This window comes from Mucilaginibacter gossypii (genome assembly GCF_017569325.2).
Lineage (GTDB): Bacteria > Bacteroidota > Bacteroidia > Sphingobacteriales > Sphingobacteriaceae > Mucilaginibacter > Mucilaginibacter gossypii.
Genome location: NZ_CP071878.2, coordinates 4,352,561 through 4,369,499, shown reverse-complemented (window position 1 = coordinate 4,369,499; position 16,939 = coordinate 4,352,561). Strand labels below are relative to the sequence as shown.

Genomic DNA, 16,939 nt, shown 5'->3' with positions numbered 1-16,939 from the left:
AACTTGAGGAATCAATTAAAAGGTTAAATTAACACCAAAGTTGAGCACCTTGCTCTGTGGGAATTGTAACCCGTTATCATCCGTTGTTTCAGGGTCAACGCCAAACTGTTTCAGGTTATCAAACGAGAACATGTTGTAGGCGTTAACATAAAAACGCGCTCTCTTGATCTTCACTTTTGCCAGCAGTTGGGTAGGTAATGAATAACCTAACTCCAATGTACGCACCCTCAGGTATTTTACACTGTGCAGCCAAAAAGTTGAGTTACGATCATAGTCACTGTTGGTAGTACCCGGGTTAACCCTGTTGGCAGGATATTTACCCGGCACCCACGCACTGTTTATATCAAACGGATCTGTACGGTGGTACCTGTCTTCAAATATGGTATTCAGGTTTCCATTGTTTTGGAAAGCCCACCTTGTTTCCCAGTTCTGGAACCAGGTATAGCCTGCACCGCCTGAAAAATCTGCATGAAAATCAAAGCCATGATAGGCAGCGCCCAATGTTAAACCAAAGTTGATATTTGGCTGTTTACCATAACCGTAACCAATAGGACGTGTATCATAACCGTCAATTTTACCGTCGCCGTTCCAGTCTTTATACATTAAATCTCCCGGAAGCATTGTCCTGTTACCCTGACCATCGTTATTGATTTTGTAATTGTTAATCTGTTCGATTGATGAGAACTGACCAACAACTGTATAACCCCAATCGATATTAGCGTAACGGTTTATCGCCGAGCCAAAATATTGCTCTAATGAGTTACCAAAATATTCGTTCCTGAATATTGATTTCTGACGGGAGTAAGAAATGTTGCCACCGATGTTATAGCTTACTTTTCCAATCCTGTCGTTCCAGTTCAACGAAAACTCACCACCTGATTGTGAATCACTGCTTGAGTTTTCTGCAGGTAATGTATAACCTACTTCCAGCGGCAACACCAATTTAGATGGCGGGCCAGCCAAGCCAGTACGTTTACGGTAGAAATAATCAACAACACCACTCAACCTGTTGTTAAGCATGGTGAAATCCATACCCACATCGGTCATTTTACTTTTTGACCATGAAATATTGGTTGTTACCAAACCTTTATCAGTTGAAGTAACGATAGCATTACCGTCAATAATAGCGGTACCTGCGTTATAGTTGTAACCCGGCAGGTAAGCATACGGGGTTACGATCGGGTTATTAGCGTTATTAGGATCGCGGTCATCACCCAATACACCATACGATGCACGGATTTTCAAATCGTTCAGGAAGCTGTTTTCACCAAGAAGCTTCTTCATGAAACCTTCCTGGGTAATACGCCAACCGATAGATCCACCGGGGAAGTAACCTACACGTTTATCAGGAGCAAACAGGTACGAAGCATCCCTTCTGCCAGATAATTGCAGATAATATTTGTTATCGTAGTTATAATCAATTCGGCCGATATAACCTGTACGGGCTTCTTTGTTGTCGCTGTCCTGGTACTGATCTGCGGTTGGGAAGTAAATAAGCGGCAGGTTGTTTGATACCGGTGAAGCGTGGATCCAGTTACGCAGGTGCTGTAGCTCAATACGTTCAGAAACAAACGTAGCACCTATGGTGTGTTTACCAAAAGTATTGTTGTAGTTAATTTGCCATTGGTAAGTTTTAGCAAATTCTTTTTTCTGTTCACGTTCGCGCCAAGGGTTGGTACTACCACCGGTTACATCATAAGTATCAGTTGCAGGGCGGTAAGTATACGCGTTATAAGTATATTCCTGGTTATTTAACAAATAATCAGCAATATAATATGAGTACAAACCTTTTACCAATAAGCCTTTAACACCAGGCACCTGGTATTCCGCACCAAAATTGGTTTGTAAAACGCGCCAATCACTGTGATATAAACCCGATAGCTTTTTGTTAAGGAAAGCATAGTTTGACTCGGTGTGACCGATATCATTCAAGTAAGCCGGATTATCATTAGCATAAGGGCGCTCAAGCGGCGTATTTCTTAAAACGGCAAAGCGGGCAAGGAAGTAATCATCACCTCCCGGTACGCCAGGATTTTCGCGGGTTTCGATACGGCCGTTAACGTCCATGCTTACCTTTAAACCGTTGGCTACTTTCAGCGATATGTTAGATTGAATATTTGAACGATTAAAAAGGTATTCTTTACCTAACTGAGAGTTTTGATGCAGGTTAGTTGCCGATACATAGTAGTTTAATTTATCGGTACCACCGGTAAAGTTAATATTGGCTGAGTTTTGAGGGGCATTATTATTGGCTTTCAAAACATAATCGCGCCAGTTAAAGCTTTGGTAACCTTTTTCGGTACCGGCTTTATATTTGTCAAGATCGGCCTGGGTAATAGTAGTTGAACCGTTGCTGTTAACCTGTGCATCAGCTAAATAACGCATGTAATCATACGAATTGGTCAATACGTTAGGGAAACGATAAAAATTTTGGTACCCGGTATAGGCATCGATGTTGATCCTTGATTCGCCCGAACCTTTTTTGGTTGTTACCACAACAACACCGTTTGCCGCACGTACACCGTAAATTGCAGCAGATGCGTCTTTTAGTACCGCGATGCTTTCTACGTCGTTAGGGGCAAGGTTGTTAAATTGACCCTCGTCCTGCTGGATACCATCAATTACGAATAGAGGCGCGCCCATATTACGGATCTGGATGGCGGCGCTGGCACCCGGTCTGCCTTCTGACTGCCTGAAGGTTACACCCGGAATTTTACCGGCAAGTGTGGTACTAACGGTTGAACCCGCGTGCACACGATCAATGTCCTTACTGGTTACACTGGAGATAGCACCTGTAATAGAGGCTTTTTTCTGCGATCCGTAACCGGTAACAACAACTTCCTGTAAGGAAGAATTTGTTTCGCGAAGCCGAACTTTCAATGTTGTTCTGCCTTGCAGGGCAATCTCCTGTTTGACGAACCCGATGTAAGTGAACGTTAATGTACTGTTTGCATTAGGTACATTGATTGAAAAGTTACCCTGCGCATCTGTCGTTGTTCCACCCTGCGTGCCTTGCACCCTTACCGCTACGCCTGTCAGGGCCAGGCCGGTGGTGTCTGTCACGTTACCTGTAACCTTAATTTTATTTTGTGCGGATGCACTAAATGAAAAAAGGAAACTGGTCATGATGAAAAAAGCGATTAGCATTACTTTGGGGCTCCATTTACTGGGCGGCCACTGCACATGAGGGTTCCCCCCATGCCTGAGTAGTAAAAATTTTCTCATAAATGATCTATTAATTGGTTAAGTTTTGATTTTAAAAATGTACAATTGACATATCTAAAATCATGTTGTAAAGAAAAAGGATTTTGGGCCCGGCGCTTAACCAAATCATATCAATACTTAGTCAAAAAGTATCAATTTTCGGGAGAAGGGAAACGCTGCAACAGATTGGTTATATTTGCGTTAAGCTGATTATTTTGAAACCACTATACATATTTCTATTATTTTTTACAGTATCATGCGGTATTAGCAATGCCCAGACCTACTACTTCAAGCATTACCAGGTTGAGCATGGTTTATCGCATAATACCGTTTACTGCAGCATGCAGGATAGGCGCGGCTTTTTGTGGTTTGGCACTAAAGACGGCCTTAACCGTTTTGATGGTTACACCTTTAAAACGTTCAGACATAACCCCGCGAATAAAAGCACCATCTCCAACAATATGGTGCATACCCTGTGCCTTGATAAAGAAGGTACACTTTGGATAGGTACCGACGAGGGCCTTGATAAGTATGATCCCCTGTCCGAAACATTTACACATATCAATACAGCAAACATTAACGGTGTGCGCAGTATCACCTTTGATGAACATGATAATTGCTGGTTTGTGGCCGGAGCTTCATTAATAAGATATAACACTAAAACCGGCGAAAGAATAGATTACTGGCCTTCGCAGCATTTTGAGGCTACGTCTGTAGTTATAATTAATGGTACAGTGTGGGCATCTTCGTCAACGGGCGCAGTGGAGAAACTGGACCAGGCGAGCCGCACTTTTACCGCTTACAACGTATTTAAGCCAACTGATAACGTGACTTCAAAGTTTATTGAGAAGATTTATTATGCCGGTAACAACAAAATATTTGTAGGTACCAATAGCCATGGTTTTAAGGAGTTTGATGTTGAAACCTATACCTATAAGGACCTGCTTAACTACAATCCCGATAAAACGGCTGTTTATGTACGCGATTTTTTAAAATACAGCGACACTGAATACTGGATAGCCACTGAATCGGGCGTATTTATTTATGACTCGGTAAAGGGCACATTCCTTAATCTCAGAAAGCATTTCAATGATCCTTACTCTATATCGGATAATGCCGTTTATTGCCTCTGGAAAGATTCGGAAGGCGGTGTTTGGGCTGGTACTTACTTTGGCGGCCTCAATTATTACCCTAAACAGTATTCAACCTTTAACAAATTTTACCCCGACACTGAGCCAAATTCCCTTAAAGGAAACGTGGTGCGTGAAATTACTAAAGACATATACGGCAACCTGTGGATGGGGACCGAAGACAACGGATTAAACAAATTGGCTCCGGATAATACCTGGACGCATTATACCCCCGGCGGAAGCGCCAGCATCTCCAATACCAACATCCACGGTATATTAGCCTTAGGCAATGAACTGTTTATAGGCACTTTTGAACGGGGACTGGATATCATGAACATTAAAACCGGCAAGGTTGAACGCGTTTACCTGGCCGGTAACCGAAATAATGATCTCAAAAGCAACTTTATAATTTGCTTTTGCAAAACCCGCGGCGGGCTCATTTTTGTTGGTACTACCCGTGGCATTTACAGGTATAACCTGGCAAGCAAGGATTTTACCCTGATAGATAAATTACCCCCATATGATTTCATTTACGCCATAACCGAAGACCATATGGGTAAAATATGGGTTGGTACGGTAAGGGATGGTATTTACTGTTACAATCCGGCAAACAACACAAGCACTAAACTAAACTATCGGTACCCCGTTAAAAACGTGCTTAACACCACCACGGTTAACGGCGTTTTTGAGGACAGCAACCATAAATTATGGTTTGCTACCGAAGGTTTGGGTTTATGGAGATACGATCCCGACACCGATAGCTATAAGTTTTATGACACCGATAACGGCTTTCCGAGTAATTACATTTTCAGGCTTGAAGAAGACAGCCATAAAAATCTATGGATCAGCACTACCCGGGGGCTGGTTTGCTTTAATGATAATACCGGAAGCATCAAAATTTATACAAAAGCCAACGGTTTGTTGAGTGACCAGTTTAACTACAACTCGTCTTTTAAAGATGCCGACGGTACCATGTATTTTGGTTGTGTACGTGGTATGGTTAGCTTTAACCCTGCCAGTTTTAAGCAAAATTACTTTGTAGCCCCGGTTTATATAACCGGTTTCCAGGTGCATAATAAAGAGATCTCTGTTAATGGTGCCGATTCACTATTAAAACAATCTATCATAACCACAAAAAAGATCAACCTTAATTATAACCAATCCTCATTTAGTATTGATTTCGCGGCGCTGAGCTTTCCATCGCCCGAAATGACCCAATATAAATACACGATGAAAGGTTTGGATAAAGGCTGGACCGAGCTTAAACGCAACCGAAAAGTTTACTTTACGCAACTGCAGCCCGGTCATTATACCTTTGTAGTAAAAGCGGCAAACAATAACGGCACCTGGACCCAAAAAGAAACAAGTATTGAAATTGATATAGCGCCACCTTTTTGGGAAAGCGTTTGGGCATACATTGCTTACTGCCTGTTGTTTTTACTAACAGGTTACTACCTGCTCAGAAGCTATCACCGTAAAACCCGCGAGAAAAACAAACGTATTATCGAAACCCTTGAAAACGACAAGGAGAAGCAGATCTATAATGCCAAGATCGAATTTTTCACTAATGTGGCCCATGAAATCCGTACACCTTTAACGCTTATTAAAGGGCCAATGGAAAAAGTGATCAGGCGGGCGGAGCAAGTCCCGGATATTCAGAACAACCTGAAGATCATGGAAAAGAATACCAACCGGCTGCTTGATCTTACTAACCAATTGCTTGACTTCAGAAAAACCGAAACCAATGGCTTCAGCCTAAGCTTTGTTAAAACCGATATTATGGATCTGCTTGCCGATACCTTTTTGCGGTTTAAACCTATGGCCGAACAAAAGAACCTCAGCTATACCTTTATACATCCGGTTAAAACCGTTTATGCTTATGTTGATATTGAGGCATTTACCAAAATTATAAGTAACCTCATCAATAATGCCATTAAATACAGTACATCGGTTGTAGAGATCGAACTGCTCGATCATGCGGAAAACGACCCCACCTTTACCATCGAAATAAGGAACAGCGGGCACCTGATCCCTTATGAAATGCGTGAAAAGATCTTTGAACCTTTCTTTAGGATGAAAGAATCTGAAAAGCAAATTGGCACAGGAATAGGGCTTTCCCTGTCCCGCTCGCTGGCCGAATTGCATAAAGGTTTATTAGTGTTGAATAAATCTATTAACGATTTTAATATATTTAACCTTACTTTGCCTGTTCACCAGGAAAAAGAATTCGACCTGTATATTACCCCCGATGAATATGAGCAGGCAGACCTAAGTAACAGAGAGGAGAATATTGACTTTATGAAACCAGTTATACTTTTAGTGGATGATAACCCGGAAATACTTGATTTTATTTCGGATGATCTGAGCGACAAATATTCGGTTATTAAAGCCCTTAACGGACAGGAAGCGTTGGATATGATCGCCATCGAGAACATCCAGCTTATTATAAGCGACGTAATGATGCCGGGAATAGGCGGGTTTGAACTATGCAAAACCATTAAAACCAATTTCGATTACAGCCACATCCCCATTATACTGCTTACTGCAAAAAATACCCTGCAAAGTAAAATTGAAGGCCTGGAGGTTGGTGCCGATGCTTATATCGAAAAACCGTTTTCGCCCGAACATTTGCAGGTGCAGATAGCTAACCTGCTTATTAACCGTAATAAAATTAAGGAGCATTTTGCGAGCTCGCCGCTGGCACATATCAAGTCGATGGCCTACTCAAAACCTGATGAAAGCTTTTTGGATAAGCTAAACGGTGTTATCTACAAAAACATCCAAAACGCCGAGCTTGATGTTGAGCAGATAGCTAACCTCATGAACATGAGTAAGCCAACGCTGTACCGCAAAGTTAAAGCTATATCCAACCTTACTATTAACGAGCTTATCAATATCACCCGCCTCAAGGCTGCCGCGCAATTACTGGAAGAAGGGGATTATAAGATCTACGAAGTAGCCAACATGGTAGGTTACAGTTCTCAATCACACCTGGGCCGTAATTTCCTGAAGCAATTCGGTACAACACCCACTGAATACCAGCAGGCAAAGCGCAGTAAAATAAAACAGGTTTAATCTTACCTGGATGGACTATCAGGCTAAGTTAGCGGCAATGGTCTTTATATAATAACACCGGCGTCCGGGAGGGTAATTCCACTCAGTTATAAGCTGCAAGCCTTTTGCATCGGCGATGGCCCCATGCAATCATGTGCTATTAAAGCAACCCTCTTTTTTACAATTCTTGTTTATTACCGAAGCCCCAGAACGCTGCAAGCGGGTGATTTAATTGTGCGGGCAACAATATGTGAAAAAATAACGTAGAACTGCCGGTTCCGCACAACAGGGAATGGTTGATTATCAAAACTCTTTCAGATTAATAAATGGGAAATAACAATTACTTACTAAGCATGATAGCTGGTATGCTGGTAATATCATGCTTCGCGTGTTCAAAAAGTATAAACAAAATTGAGACACCGGCAAGTTTAATTCCGGAGCAGGATGGAAAACTGAAAAGTTTGAAAACGAAGCCGGTAACTACCTATACTTACACCGTTAAAACTACCGAGTGGATGGTTGACGGTACAAATATCCCCGCGGGGGCTATAATATATATCCCCGCCGGTGAACGTGGGGCTTTGCTGCTTAAAAACTTTAAAGGAACAGCCGCCGCTCCAATCTTAATTGTTAACCAGGGCGGAAGGGTGTCATTCACTACAGAAACTACCGCCTCGTATGCATTTAAGACACAAAACTGCCAGTACTTTAAGGTAATGGGAAATGGCGTTTCCTCAATTAAGTACGGGTTTGATATGAACGGCGGCAATATCGGTATGACGATGGACTATCTGAGCTCGGATTTTGAGATCGCGAATGTTGAGGTGCGTAACAGCGGGTTTGCCGGGATCATGGCAAAAACCGATCCAACATGCGACGCTGCAACCTGGCGGGGCAATTTTACCATGAGTAATGTAATAATTCATGATAATTACGTTCACAAAACAGGAGGGGAAGGCCTTTATATAGGAAATTCTTTTTATCAGAATGGCGTTTCAACTTCCTGCGGTACGGTTTTACCTCATGATGTCGTGAATGCCAGGATCTACAAAAACCTTGTTGACTCTACCGGTGCCGAAGGGATCCAGGTTGGCAGTGCTACGTCGGGATGCATGATCTATAGTAACACCGTTAAAAACCCGGGGATAAGTCCGTTTGCTTCTTATCAAAATAATGGCATACAGATAGGAGAAGGTACCGGCGGTCAATGTTATAACAACCTGGTTAAGAATGCACCAGGCAATGGTATCATTGTTCTTGGTCTTGGGGATAACCAGGTATTCAATAATTATATTATTGACTCAAAGGCTTACGGTATTTTTGCTGATTCACGGTATACGCCAGGCCCGAATTTTCAGTTTATCAATAATACCATTGTGGGCTCTGTTTTAGGCGGTATAAAGTTAAACTCTGAAACTATCCCCATGAATACCGTTATTAATAATGCTATCATACAATCGGCATCAGTACAGCCGATAATTTTAAAAAGCACCAGCGTTAAACTTACCGAATCAAATAATTATGTAAATACAGATGTAAGCGTTTGCGGGTTTGTAAATTATAACGGAGATGATTTTCATTTACAACCGTCATCGCCGCTTATCGATCAAGGGGCAAACGTTTTATCATACGGCATAAAATTTGATTATTATGATGCTGTACGCCCATCGGGTACGGCTTTTGATATTGGGGCTACCGAGTATTAATATGCAATACATCAGGCGTTTCTGTCTGGGGTAAAGGGAATTCCTTTAAAAGCAAAAGGGATGGCAGTGCTGCCGTCCCTTTTGCTTTTAAAGTTTTAGCCTTAAGCTTTGTGCATTCGGCTTTTAGCTAAAATCATGGGCTTACTATCATGCGCAATGGTGCCAGATTGTTGATCTGAACAAAGTAAACACCGGTCATGTATGACCGGGTTAACTGAACCCCAAGGTTACCGCCAAAACCACGATACCTGCCGCTTTGCATAACCTTGCCAAAATTATCCCGGATAACCAGGTTGATCTCTTTCTGCTCCAGGTCGGGCGTTAGTTTAATGTTGAAGCTGCGTGCAGCCACCGGGTTTGGGTAGATCACATTGTTTTGAACAGTACCGATAGGTGCGCTGTTATCCTGTACAATACCGGTTTTTTGACCTATGGTTGAAGCCAGCGAATTGCTGCTGAGCAATGTAGGTTCCGTTCCATAAATCAGCTGATCTTTATAATAAACGGTAATATGGCTGTTAAGCGCCATAGCAGCTTTAGCAGCAAACGAATAATCATTGGCCTCGTTAAATGCCGACCAGTCTGTTTTATTAACCTGGTATTGAATGTTACCGGTATTGCTTAAGGGGTAAAGCGAACCGGCCGATGGATCGATGGTTAATTCAAGATAGGTGTCTGCCCCGGTTAAAGGGGGATTTAAAGTAACAAACCGGTTGTTGATTTTGCTGTTGCCCAGTTTGGCGTAGCTTACCGAGAAATTCAATCCTGCTGTGCCTTCGCGGCTAAACCAGTAACGAACAGATAAATCGCTGTAATTCACAGGCACGTTTCCGGTATTGTTAAGCGCCAGGTAGGTACTGATCGTATTTCCAGATGTGCTTTGATTTTGGTTTTGATAAGATACGGTAAAAGCCGTGGTAGCTGTAACTGCAGCCGGCTCGGTACCGTAAATTAACTGCCCGTTGCGGTAAAGGGTGATATGGCTGTTTGCAGCATAGCTCCCGGTGTATGGCAGGTATGAATAATCGTCGGTCTCCGAAAAATTTGACCAGTCCTGGTTTGCAAACCTCGACTGAATAACCCCGGAATTGCCGCCTGCGCTGAGCTGGCCGTTATTCAGGAAACCATATTCTATATAAGCCAGAGCCCCGGTGTGCGGGTTGGGTAACTGAACATATTTCATGGTAACGTTACTGTTCCCCATTTGGGCATAATCAATCCATGAATTGATCCCGGCATAATTTTCCGCGGTAAACCAATACCTCATGGTCAGCTCGTTTAAATTAATGGCGACCGAATCCTGGTTAACAATTTTCAGAAATGGCTTAATGAGATTGTTTACAGGCTGGTTGTTGTCCCCGTCGGAGTATTGTACCTGGACATTGTATGGCAATACGGTGAAGGCTTTGCTTGAGGCTGTCGTGTCAAAACGAGCGTTGCCACCTTGCTGCGCTATGATAGTACTGCTGCCCGCACCTACAATATGCAGCTTGTTATTGATTACCGTAGCTACGTTTAGGTTTGAACTGGTGTAAACAACCGTAAGCCCGGAAGTAGCTGTCGCATTCAGGCTGATATCTGCATCGCCAGGCCTGCTTAGAGGTAACGCGGCAAAACTGATGCTTTGGCTCAGCTTGTTAACGGTAAGTGTTTGTGTAACCGGTGATGCCGCAAGATAATTAGCATTCCCACCCTGCGAGGCGGTGATCTCGGCCGTACCCGCACCGGTGATGTGCAACTTTGTGCCCGCTACCTGAACTACCGTACTGTCCGAACTGCTATAACTTACCGCAAGGCCAGAACTGGCTACAGCACCGGCTATAAAATCGCTGTCGGCAACTGTTTTTGCAGGGATCGCATTAAACGTAACAGTTTGTGCTTTTTGGCTAACGGTGAGGTTTTGATTAATAGAAGTAGCTGCTTTAAAACTGCTGTTTCCGGCCTGGGAAGCAGTGATGGTTGTTGTTCCGGCCGCTTTAATGTGGATGGTGCCATTGATCACACTGGCAACAGTAGTATCTGAACTGCTATAGGAAACCGCCAAACCTGATGAAGCTGTCGCCGGGGGCACAAAATCGGCATCGCCAAATGTTTTTGTGTTGATGGCGGCAAAGGTTATTGTTTGATCGCCCAATACATCGGCAGCAATTTCGGTGCTGCTTAATGCCCTACCGTAGATCTTGAAATTATCAATGGAGCCTTTGAACATCGGATCGGCAAACTGCGATTTGCCCAGATAATTTTGCATGGTGCTACCGAGCGCCGATGGTTTGATGGTAATGTTTGTTGAGGAGGCAACTGATGTACCATTTACGTAAAGTGTAGTAATGGTGCCCGCCCGGGTTACCGCCAGGTAGGTCCAGGTATTTAGCGGGAAGGTGTAATTGTAATTGATATTCTGTTCTGCAGCCGAGCCATTTTTAGTAGCGTAACGAATGGTTGACTGCCCGTTGGTAACACCGGCCTGTACCGTAAGGAACATGTATTGGGTGGTGCTTGAGCCAAAGTCAAAAACACGCATCCAGGTACTTATGGCGTCCATCCGCACCCAGGCAGATATGGTAAAATCGTTCAAGGTACTGAAAATACCGGCAGGCAATGTTGCATAAGCGTTCGCCGAACCATCAAGCAGCAAAGATTTTCCATATTTACCCGCAGCACGACTTGCTGTTGCCGCGAGTGCAGCATGATTGGCACCCCAGGCATCAATGCCTTTGCTGCCGCTTACCTCATCAAATTGATAAAAGTCGCGTTGCCCGGCATTGGGTTTAGCAACCGCTTCTGTGCTTTTGGTACCTTCGCCGGTACTGTCTGCAGGGGCTATAACATAAAAATAGGTTGTGCCATTGCTTACATTGCTGTCGGTGAAGGTAAGGTTACTAACTGAGCCAAGTGTGGTATATGGCCCGCCGGAAGTTGTTGAACGTTTAACGTTATAACTGTAGCCGGGAAGTGATTGCCATTCAAGGATGTTTTTGGCATCGCCCGCGGCAACTGTCAAAGAGTTTACAGCACTGCTAAGTACTGTGAGTACTAATGTCGAAGTACCTGTTGTACTGCCGTTGCCTGCCGACAGGCTTACATTAAAGGTGCCTGATTCCGTTGGTGTTCCTGAAATTTTGCCTGATAAAGAATCAATTTGTAACCCGGCCGGCAATCCGCTGGCCGAAAAATGGTTGGGCGACTTAATTCCGGTTACAGTATAAGTCATAGGTTTTCCTATCAGCGTGGTATCCGTTGGCGCGCTGGTGATAATTACCGGTAATGGCCGGTCGTCCAGCAGCACAACGTCATTGCCCGTACCGCCTTTATAGCTGATGCGCAGTGTAAAACTACCAACAGTTACCGGGGCAAGTTCGGGCAAGCCTTTAAATGTACCGGATATTGCCGCGCTTCCGGTGTTATCAATGATAGTGAACGAACTTCCCTGGGTCAGGCTTGTCGAGTCGATAGCCGTGATCTGCAGTTTAGGCTGGTTCACTAAATTAACAACGGCTGTACTTACCTTATCACTGGTGGCCGAACTGGTGCTTAATTCTACCTTATAGGTTGCATCGGCATTCATGGTGAGGGTGCCCACTTTTATGGTGCCTATGGCCTGGTTACCGGGTGCCAGTACCGCGCCTGAACCCGAACCGGTACCGATAGTAACCGATGCTGTGCTTTTGCCACTGCCGCCAAACGTGCCGGCCGTTGCAACCACCGGACTGGTGAATGTGCCGCTGTTAGGATCGTTATTGAGCAAATAAGTGCCGTTTTTTATCGTCGTTGTTCCGGAATAAGCCTGGTTACCGGTAAATGTCAGAATAGCTGTTCCAACTTTCTCTACGTTCATACTGCCGGTCATCGTTCCGCCGTAGGTGGTAGTTATGTTCAGTGCACCGATGCTGATGGTTGGGCTGCCGCCACCATCTGTACGGATAGCACCGCGGCCGCTTAACGCACCAAAACTGATAGTGCCGGTAGGGAACATAATGCCCTGGCAATCATTACCGTTGGCGTCAAGGTTCCATGAAGCATTCGCGCTGCCTGATTGCGGCACTTCAAAACGGGTACGTGAGTTGCCGCTGCGTAATTTGGATACAAAGTAACCCGTAAAGCTGCTGTTATCGGCAAACAAATGTAAACCGGCATATACGTTACCATCCTGAATAATTGTTCCGCTGCCGGTAAGCCGCCCGTAGAGGTTCAGTGCATTGCTGGTTTGGTAAAAATAGCTGGTTTTGCCGGCGGCAATTTCAATATCGTTGTATAAGGTAGCATCGCCGTTGGCCGAAAAAAGCGCGCCGCCGTTCATGGTTATTTTTCCGGTACCGAGCGGGCCTGATGTAGGGGCGGAAGGCGCTCCTGTACTTGTTCCCGATACTTCCATGCCATAAACCGGCGGCCAGCTTTGCCCGTTTCCGTTGAGGATAGTACCGCCGGAGTAGGTGTTGTTGCCCCCTGCATACAGGAACCCGATACCGTTCTTGAGCAGGCTGCCTGAGCCTGTTATTTGCCCGGTTAATGCTACGGTGCCGCTCACGTTGGGTGTGTTTACATTAAGTAATGTATCGAGTGTTACAGGCATCTTCAGGGTTTGGTAGCCAGAACTGTTATTAACCAGGTCATTTCGCAAATGAATTGCTGCGCCGTCAATGGTATAGCTGCCGGCGTTTGCATTAAACTGAATTCTCGAGGCTACAAGATTTGGGATGTCGTTGGTCAGTACGGTATCTGCACTGTTTTGAAAAGTAATAATGGCTGGATTAACAGGTGTCGCGTTTTCCTGCCAGTTGCTGGCCAGGGTAAGCGAGTCGGACTCGGGCTGCTGGCTCCATGTTGAAGTGCTTGAGCCGGGTACGCCAAATGTTTCGGCCGAATTGGAGCTTTCTTTGGTTTGGCCCACAGATGAAACAACATAGTAGTATGGGCTTCCGTTGCTTACATTCAGATCCGCGTATGCCGTAGTTGAAACATTGACTACAGTAGTATAAGGACCGCCGCTTATCGTAGCGCGTTTTACATTATAAGTAGCCGCCCCTGCTGCTGCATTCCAGCTCAAGTCAACCTCCTTGTTTTTATTAACAGCTGCAGGCTGCGCCGGGGCAGCCGGTGGTACTGATGAAAAAATAATATTTGAGTTTCCGCTTTCCAATGTTCCGGCAAGCGCGGTCACTACATAATAATTGTTTACCTCGGGTACAGGGCTGGCATCAATATATGATGTGTTGGTTATGTCTGATTGTATAGTGGTAAATGGCCCGGTGGATGACGACGACCGTTTTACCGAATAGCTGGTAGCATTGGCCGAAGCTACCCAGGAAATATTAATTTGTGTAGCGTTAACAACCGCTGCCGCAGCTGAAGCGGGCGCTGCCGGCGCCTGGTTATTGACCACATTCAGCATGAGGGTTGCCGTGCCGGTGCCGCTGGCATTAGTGGCGGCTATGGTAATTTCGCTTTGCCCTAACGCGGTAGGCGTGCCCGAGATGATACCGGTGGCCGCAACAATGCTAAGCCCCGATGGTAAGCCGGTGGCACTATAAGAAGATGGATTAGCACTGGCTATGATGTTATAACTGAAAGGCGCACCACTGGTAGCTGTGGCGGTGGTAGCACTGCTAATCTCCGGAGACCCGGCCGGTGCAGATTGACTATAAGCCACATTACTGAACGTGGCCGTATTTAGCGCCGAGTTATTACTGGAAAGGGTATAAAATCCGGCATACAAATCAGTGGGGAAACCTGTTGCAGAATACCAGCAACCGAGACCGGTCCAACTAATGCCATCCTGCGAATGGTATGTAAATATGCGGGTGCCTACACGCTCAATTTTTAACCACCAGGGGGCTTTGGGTTGGTAGTGGTTTCCGGCACCGCCTGTTGCTTTAAGGAAAATATCATAAAAAGCCGAACCGGGCGCCAGCGATTGGCGTAGCATGACCCCGCAACCACCGGTATTTAACGACATATTCTCAACTTTTACTACCAGTCCGGCATCGCCGCTAATTTTCTTAAAATTAAAGCTAAAAGCATTACTGGTAGAAGTTCCGGCGCCTTGAAGTGTCCAAACCCCGTTATTGTAGGCAGCGCTGCCCGCCAACCCGGTATTACCGATATCAATATTGGTAAGGTTGCTCACCGGCTGAACATGGTCAGCAGGATAATATACCTGGGGCAACTTAACCGCGGTAGATGTATCTGATGATTTCAGGTATAAGAAATTGCCGCCGGCCGGAGAATAATTGGTGGCACCGGGCTGCATTAATGCGGCTCTCATCCTGTCGGTATTAGGGGTAGGTATTCCCTTGCGTACAGCATAAGCGCTGTAAATAAGATTAGTCATGTCGCCGACCCTTGCTCCGGGCTGAATCCCCCAGCCGGTCCAATAACTTGCATAGCCCCCCAGCGGGATAAAGGTCATTGTTGCTCCGTCGAAGGCGTATTTATGATACAGTTCACCGATAGCCAATACCCGGTTATCCAACTCGGCAAACATATCTGCACCTTGCTTGTAGGCAACTTCTGCGCCCCAGGCCAGTGCGGCTGCCTGTACGCGCCAATGGTCGTCGCGGCCCGAATCTCCTACTTCACCACCGGGCAACGAATTGCGCATACCTCCGCCGGCATCCATCCGGTACACTTCCACCGCCTGGTTAAACCGGGTGACATCATCACAAAAAACGGATGCGGCAAGCGCTATTTTTAACTGGAGAGCTCCTTTATTCGCATCGCGCAAGGGGCTTGGCACCCAGGAAGTAGGGAATAAAACATTAGCAAAATAATTTTTTACGTGCTGTGTGTTGGCTGCGGTCCAACCGGGAAAAGTACAACGAAGGATTTCAGCACCTACGCCCCAATACTGGGCATAATCGCCAATATCCAGCATTGATTCTCCGCCGCCCCAGGTAGTATTGGTTACTGCCCAGGCATCGAGCAGGTTTGTAGCTTTGCGGGCATAAGTTGAGTCGCCTGTAAACCACCACATCCAGGCCAGGTTGTGAACAGCCTGCATGTCTTCAATCCAGGCACTGTTGTTTAGGTTTGGCGCCCTTGTAACCGTTGCAAAAGGCCCCTTTTGCCCATAGCCCAATTGTGAATGCGAGTCGTTTTTAAATGCATTATAACCGGATAGCCATGGTTCGTGGCTAATGTTGGCTTTCAATTGATCCAAATCGGCCCGGTTAAAGGCTACGCCAGGATGGACAAAAGGTTGGGCGCATACACCCATCGTGACAAACATCGACAGCGAAAACAACAGCAGCCTTATCTGCCGGTGCGTACCTGTCAAGTAATTACAAAGCGTAAAAAGTTTTTTCATGGTTTAATTGTTTAGGTAAACATATTTACTGCCGTTCCGGTATGTTTGGAAGTCGTTTAAGGGCGTGGAACAAAACAGTTTTATAATCGGACACACCAAAGACAATGACTGCTGTAAATGATACTCACAGCAACGTGGTGTTTCTTGAAATTTTTATGACGTTAAAGCGCTTGGAATAAGCTGCTTTGTGTATAGGTAAGTATTGTAGAAGTAATTAAAGATTCTTTCAATTCCTTTCTTGAGCTATTGTCTGTACACCCCTTCAATGATTTATTATCAATTGAAAAACGATTGTCATTTCGACGAACGCAGCGTCGGGAAAGTGTGCTGGGGGAGGAGAAATCTTCTACACCATGTCCGCGAGCTTTTCACGTTACTTGGCATATCGTATAAGATTTCTCTTTCGCTCGCTCAGGCCTCCACAGCTCTATCGAAATGACATTTTCTTTTAGTTGAAAAGAAGTGTACAAAACAGTAGTTTCCCAAGAAGGGAATCGCACAATTTAATACCTTAAAAATATTAGTGGAGATATAAAAGATTG

At 45.0% G+C, this 16,939-nt stretch carries 4 protein-coding genes; 2 read left to right on the top strand and 2 right to left on the bottom strand.

Annotation, left to right across the window (positions count from 1 at the left end; all coding sequences use genetic code 11):
* Positions 1-15: 15 nt before the first annotated feature.
* Complete coding sequence (locus J3L18_RS18215) at positions 16-3,225, bottom strand: SusC/RagA family TonB-linked outer membrane protein (protein ID WP_189549118.1); 3,210 nt, start codon at positions 3,223-3,225, stop codon at positions 16-18.
* 194 nt (positions 3,226-3,419) lie between these two features.
* Between J3L18_RS18215 and J3L18_RS18210 the strand changes: the two genes are divergently transcribed.
* Together J3L18_RS18210 and J3L18_RS18205 are read left to right on the top strand one after the other, a co-directional pair.
* Positions 3,420-7,409: a hybrid sensor histidine kinase/response regulator transcription factor gene (locus J3L18_RS18210; RefSeq protein ID WP_223266121.1), complete on the top strand. Its 3,990-nt coding sequence runs from the start codon at positions 3,420-3,422 to the stop codon at positions 7,407-7,409.
* A gap of 305 nt (positions 7,410-7,714) precedes the next feature.
* Entirely contained in the window at positions 7,715-9,094 is a 1,380-nt protein-coding gene (locus J3L18_RS18205; protein ID WP_129568608.1) for a right-handed parallel beta-helix repeat-containing protein, read from the top strand.
* A 133-nt stretch (positions 9,095-9,227) separates the two neighbouring features.
* On the opposite strand, the gene J3L18_RS18200 is transcribed toward J3L18_RS18205, so the two are convergent.
* Positions 9,228-16,397 carry a cellulose binding domain-containing protein gene (locus J3L18_RS18200; protein WP_129568607.1) on the bottom strand — a complete coding sequence of 2,390 codons (7,170 nt, stop codon included), beginning with the start codon at positions 16,395-16,397 and terminating at the stop codon, positions 9,228-9,230.
* Positions 16,398-16,939: the final 542 nt, after the last annotated feature.